The organism is Flavobacterium cyanobacteriorum, assembly GCF_002251835.1.
Taxonomy (GTDB): Bacteria; Bacteroidota; Bacteroidia; order Flavobacteriales; family Flavobacteriaceae; genus Flavobacterium; species Flavobacterium cyanobacteriorum.
The window spans coordinates 1-5,543 of record NZ_NOXV01000153.1; the positions used below are offsets into that span (position 1 = coordinate 1).

5 protein-coding genes and 1 pseudogene are annotated in these 5,543 nt (G+C 34.6%); all 6 read left to right on the forward strand.

Features of this window, described 5'->3' with window-relative positions; genetic code table 11:
* Positions 1-57: 57 nt before the first annotated feature.
* Positions 58-861: pseudogene (locus CHU92_RS02355) on the forward strand (serine hydrolase domain-containing protein); the annotation flags it as partial.
* Between the two features lie 332 nt (positions 862-1,193).
* Positions 1,194-1,847 (forward strand): hypothetical protein, encoded by a 654-nt coding sequence (locus CHU92_RS02360; protein WP_094412219.1) that lies wholly within the window; start codon positions 1,194-1,196, stop codon positions 1,845-1,847.
* Entirely contained in the window at positions 1,844-2,659 is an 816-nt protein-coding gene (locus CHU92_RS02365) for an SDR family oxidoreductase (protein ID WP_094412221.1), read from the forward strand. The genes CHU92_RS02360 and CHU92_RS02365 overlap by 4 nt, the downstream gene beginning before the upstream one ends.
* A complete protein-coding gene (locus CHU92_RS02370; RefSeq protein ID WP_207759792.1) occupies positions 2,649-3,482 on the forward strand; it encodes an RNA polymerase sigma factor in 834 nt (277 codons plus the stop codon). Before CHU92_RS02365 ends, CHU92_RS02370 begins: the two co-directional genes overlap by 11 nt.
* A 240-nt stretch (positions 3,483-3,722) precedes the next feature.
* Positions 3,723-4,340 (forward strand): hypothetical protein, encoded by a 618-nt coding sequence (locus tag CHU92_RS02375; protein ID WP_094412223.1) that lies wholly within the window; start codon positions 3,723-3,725, stop codon positions 4,338-4,340.
* Positions 4,341-4,416: 76 nt separating this feature from the next.
* On the forward strand, positions 4,417-5,262 hold the full coding sequence (locus CHU92_RS02380; protein ID WP_094412225.1) for a hypothetical protein: 846 nt from the start codon (positions 4,417-4,419) through the stop codon (positions 5,260-5,262).
* The last annotated feature ends 281 nt before the right edge of the window (positions 5,263-5,543 follow it).

Here is a 5,543-nt window from a genome sequence, read left to right on the forward strand (position 1 = left end):
CACTAAAGAAATTTAATAAAATAAAAGTTTAAACCACTTCAATATGAAAAATATTTCAAAGGTTATGATAAGCAAAGTATTGTTCCTTCTTTCTCAATGGCAAAATCTATTACGTCAATTTTAATTGGTTGTGCTATTGACGATGGTTTAATAAAATCCGTTGAAGAACCTATCACTAACTATATTCCTGAACTGACAAAAAACGGTTTTGACAAAGTAACTATAAAGCATCTTTTACAAATGACATCAGGGATTAAATTTAATGAAAGTTACATAAATCCTTTTGGAGATGCTGCTTCATTTTATTACGGGCTTAATCTTAGAAAAGAAATTGGAAAAATGAGATTGAAAACAGAACCAGGTAAACAGTTTGATTATGTAAGTGGTAATACTCAACTATTGGGGTTAGTTTTAGAACGTTCCTTGAAGGACAAGACAATTACACAATATTTGCAAGAGAAAATATGGACACCACTTGAAATGGAATATGACGCATCTTGGAGCATTGACAGGAAAAAGAACGGACTTGAGAAAACGTTTTGCTGTTTAAATGCAAGAGCAAGAGACTTTGCCAAAATAGGACGACTATATAAAAACAAAGGCAACTGGAACGGAAAGCAAATTGTATCTCAAAAATGGGTTGAAGAATCTACAAGACTTGACACATCAGAAGGAAGTGTGAACTTTTATCAATATCAATGGTGGTTGCCGACACCAAATGAAGACTTTATGGCTGAAGGTATTTTAGGACAATTTGTTTACGTCAATCCAACAAAAGACCTAATAATTGTAAGACTTGGAAAGAAAGAAGGAAAGGCAGACTGGTGGACAATTTTCACATCATTAGCAAAAGCATATTGAAAATGACAAGAACCACTGGCTATAACACGCGTTTGGCTCAATGGCGGTTAACGTACTAAATTTTAGTATTTTCGTTCTTATCAAGTTCTCTGCTGGCTGACAGTTCAACGGTTCTAAACCGCCACTGCGCCAAGCGCCAAACCGTTACAGGCAAGCGTAGGACGACCAACAAGTCAACAATAAACAAACAGAAAAGGAGGACGAAAAAGCCAACTCTTTTGCACCACATTTAATTTTGTTCGACACACCTCATCCTATTGCTGCTTCTTGACAGTTTTGTAACACATTCCAGTTTTTCAATCTAATTGTCATAAATAATTAAAATTATAAAAATGACAACCTTAAAAAATTGGATTATGTTATCATTATTTTCAGTCAATGTTTCAACATGCGGTGCCGAAGACTTTGATTATACCAGTAATTTTCAGAGCTTTGATACAAGTGACACTTCCACACTGACAACTTTAACAATTACAAAGGTAAAGAAGCCTTGGTATGCTTGGAGGGGCTTGGTTGTGGGAAAGATGAAAAAGTCATTTCCAGAGTATTCTGCCGCGAAAGGCCTGACAAACAAGTATTACACATTTACCATAGACCACCATTATTTTGGCGGCATTTATTTCTGGAAATCTGAACAAGATTCTAAAAATTGGTTCAATCAAGTATGGTTTGACAGGACTGAGAAGAAATATGGTATCCAAGGCATTGTGCTAAGTTTCCAAATTCAGAGTATAAATACAATTTCCCTTCCACAAAAAAACGAAGGTAATTATTGTGCTGTATTATCGTATTCAAAATTTTCATCAAATGACTTTAATGAAAATACTAAAGGCTTGTTTCAAATAATTGAATTGAGAGATTCAAATCAAAAAGCCTATTACCTAACCCTTTGGGAGAATATAAAAATTGCAAGTTCATTTTTCAACTCTAAAGCATTTGATAACGAATATTATGAGGTGCCACTTATATTAAATAATGGAAAATGAGAAGAACAATTCTAATAACAGGTGCATCTTCCGGCATTGGCCTTGCGACTGCTAACTACTTTGCGAAAAATAACTGGTTGGTTTTCGCTACTATGAGAAATAGTGAGCATTATGTAAATAATCAAGTTGAAAACATTGTGCCTTTAGAATTGGATGTTACCGATAAACAGAAGATAAAAAATTGTATGGACTTTGTTCTAAAAAAAGTTGACAAACTTGATGTGATTGTTAATAATGCAGGATTTGGAGGTTATGGAGCTTTCGAACTTTCGACACCTGATCAAAGACAAAGTATGTATGATGTTAATGTATTTGGTATGATGAACGTTATTCAGGAAATCCTTCCTCATTTTCGAGCAAATAATTCCGGCTTAATTATCAATGTTTCTTCTATCGGAGGGCTAATGACATATCCTTTGTACAGTGTTTATCATAGTACAAAGTGGGCTGTTGAAGGCTTTTCAGAGAGCTTGAATTTTGAACTCAAACATTTTGGGATTGGGGTAAAGCTAATTGAGCCGGGCGTAACCAAAAGCAATTTTGTTTATGGTGCCCAAATTATGTTTAAAAGCAATACAGTAGGTGACTATGATTCTTATATGAATAAACTATATTTAAAAGTGAATGAAACAGTAGCAAGGGCAATACCCTCCGGAAAGGTAGCCGAAAAGATATTTGAAGCGGCAACTGACAATAAAGAAAAATTGAGATATCCAGTAGGTAATAGTCAATCGTTAATCTTGCTAAAATTGAGGCAAATACTACCTTTGAAATTATTTATCAAACTCATACGTACCAGAATTGAAAAATAATAATGCTATGTTTAGTGAACAATATAATCCAAATCTTGACCTTGAATTAATTAAAGAGTCAGTTGCAGGAAACAAAGCTTCTTTGGAGAGACTAATTAAAATTCATCAAGACTACATCTACAATATTTCCCTGAAACTTTTTTTAAATCCTGATGATGCCCTAGATGCAACACAAGAAGTTTTAATAAAGGTAATAACGGCATTAAGAACATTTAAAGGAGAGAGCCAGTTTCGTACATGGTTATATAGAATAGCTTTTAACCATTTTATCAACGCACCTAAACAGAAAATGGAACTATTATTGGAGGGTAATTCGACCTATTTTACTGGTTTTTCTACTGATAATGAAAAAGATGTAATAAGCGAAGAAGAAATCGAAGAGGTCAGAATCCTCTGTTCCACTGCCATGCTTATGTGCCTAAACAGAGAACAAAGATTACTTTATATCATTGGTGAAATCTTTGGTGCAGATCATAATTTGGGTGCAGAACTTTTCGATCTTACACCCGCTAATTATCGTGTAAAATTACACCGAGCAAAATCTGATTTACTAAGTTTTGTATCAGGTAAATGTGGCATTATCAACCCCGATAATCCCTGCAGATGCCCAAAGAAAGCAAGAGTCTTGATAGAGAAAGGCATTGTAGATAAAAATGACCTTAAATTTAATTCAGACTATTCAAAGAGGATAAATCAAATTGTTATAACTCAAAAAAATGATATAAGCGACAAGATTCAGCTAGAGCTACGGGGATTATTCAAAGATAGTCCTTTCCAAATCAAAAAAGAACTTGATAGTCTTGTTAATGAAATTGTGAAATAAATTGCAAAATAATGTATAAGAACGAATAAATCTTAGACCCAATGACTTCAAACATTAATCAAAAGAGCCACGAACTAATGAATGCCAGCCTGTAACAGCGGTTTGGCGTAATGGCGGGTACAGTGCTTAGTATGACAGTTTTATGGTAGGTTCAAGTGCAGTTCTTCGATTGAACTTTTGTGTTAAAAATCAGCCACTACGCCAAGCCGCAAACCGTTATGTGCTATTTTAAGACGACCAATGATTACAATAGATAAAATCAAAATATTTGACAGTTATCGTGGAGACATTGACGGACTTGCAAGAGTTGGTCATGACTTTGAAAAAAAACTGTTTAACAATAACGATTGGTCTCTCATTGACGGTTTTTATCAAGACATTGAATTAATAAACAGAAGACTTGCCGCTCAGACGTACATAGACCAGACATTTGCAAAACTCAAGGACAACTGCAACGATGAAAGTTTTGACTGGTTTATAGGTAAAATTGAACATTACAACGACTTTCAGAAAGTTGCAGAAATTTTAAAGCAAATCAGAGCTTTCATATCCAAAGACACAGACACCGTTTGGGCTGGCTTTGACAATGCAGACAAGTTTTTGGACGAGCTAAATCAGGACATTGAAAAAATTGAAAAATGTAACTTCCAGACACTTAAAAAAGTACACGTTGAGTTTTTGCCAACTTGTACTTACCAAGAGTTATCAATGTCAAATGGTTGGAGCGACAAGTACATTATGCTATCGACTGATTTTGACAAAATATATGAACGGATGACCGAAAGAAAAACAGCACATAACAGCACCTTGCCAAAAGCGGGGCGGAAGTGGTGGCAGAAACTTTTCGGCTCCGAATAAACATTTATCGTAGCTTGACAGATGGTGCTTCGAAAGCCCCGCCTTCGGCAAGCTGCCAAACGTTATATGCCATTTTATGAAACTGCTTCTAACGACAATATTATTTCTATTTTGTTTTCATAACCTGGAAGCAAGTCCACAATTACCCGATTACTTAATCGTTGGAAATGACACGCTTTCAATTTACTTTTTACCATTAAATAAGCTTGATTCAATTACACAAAAGAAGTTGTTCAGAAATTTAGAATTGAACAATGAATTTAAAACTTCATTTAATTTATGGCGAGGATATCAAGCTTATTGGAAACTAGAGAATAATAAATTGTTTTTAACTGGTTTTAAAGATAATCCGCATTCTGAAAGTATTCTTGAGGCCACATTTAGAGGAAAATATGAAAACAGAAAAGTGTTTGCTGATTGGTTTTCTTCATATTTAGCTGTTGGTAAAGACAAATTATTGAAATGGGACGGAATTTTTAGCAGAACCTATTTGAAAGAAGAACTTTTTGAATTCGAAAAAGGAGAACTCAAAAGTAGAAGTCTAATTGAAAATTATATCAAAATACCCAATGGAATTTCAAGACTTGAAGACAATCGAAAGTTAATAACTGACACTATTTTTAGTAAAATAAAGAAACTTGATTGGAAAAAACTTTCGGAATGTGAATGTGACGATAAGTATTGGGTGATAATTAACGACATTGGTAAAATCAGCAATATTATTTTTGTGCCAAATGGAGAAAATGATAAAGAAACCAAGCAATTTGCTAAGGAACACAAAAAGTGTATCAAAAAAATTATGGAACAAACGAAAGATTTGCAGTTTGATATTATAAAATGGAATGGAAAACCATACGAACAGAAAATTCAATTCGAAATCTTCTACACTGTAGAAGGCAAACTGGAAAATTGGAGCGAATAAAAAAAACGGCATATAACAGCCGCTAGCCGCTATGGCTGGTATGTGCTAGTTCGGTGTTTGGAATACACGACCCGAGCTTTGCGAACGGTGCGAAGCAAAAAACGTTTATCTTAGTAAGAAATAATCGTTTCGCTTTGACCGCCACAGTCGGCTAGCGGCGAAACGTTACCGGCAAGTGTATGACGACAGTGCAAACATGAAACAGACGACTAAAAATTGAACATTAACACAAGGACAAACCATTTTGACAGGTGACCAACATACAGACCATATTGCAAACG

Coding starts and splice junctions, on each gene's coding strand:
- CHU92_RS02360 (WP_094412219.1), top strand. CDS start 1,194: ATGACAACCTTAAAAAATTGGATTATGTTATCATTATTTTCAGTCAAT.
- CHU92_RS02365 (WP_094412221.1), top strand. CDS start 1,844: ATGAGAAGAACAATTCTAATAACAGGTGCATCTTCCGGCATTGGCCTT.
- CHU92_RS02375 (WP_094412223.1), top strand. CDS start 3,723: ATGATTACAATAGATAAAATCAAAATATTTGACAGTTATCGTGGAGAC.
- CHU92_RS02380 (WP_094412225.1), top strand. CDS start 4,417: ATGAAACTGCTTCTAACGACAATATTATTTCTATTTTGTTTTCATAAC.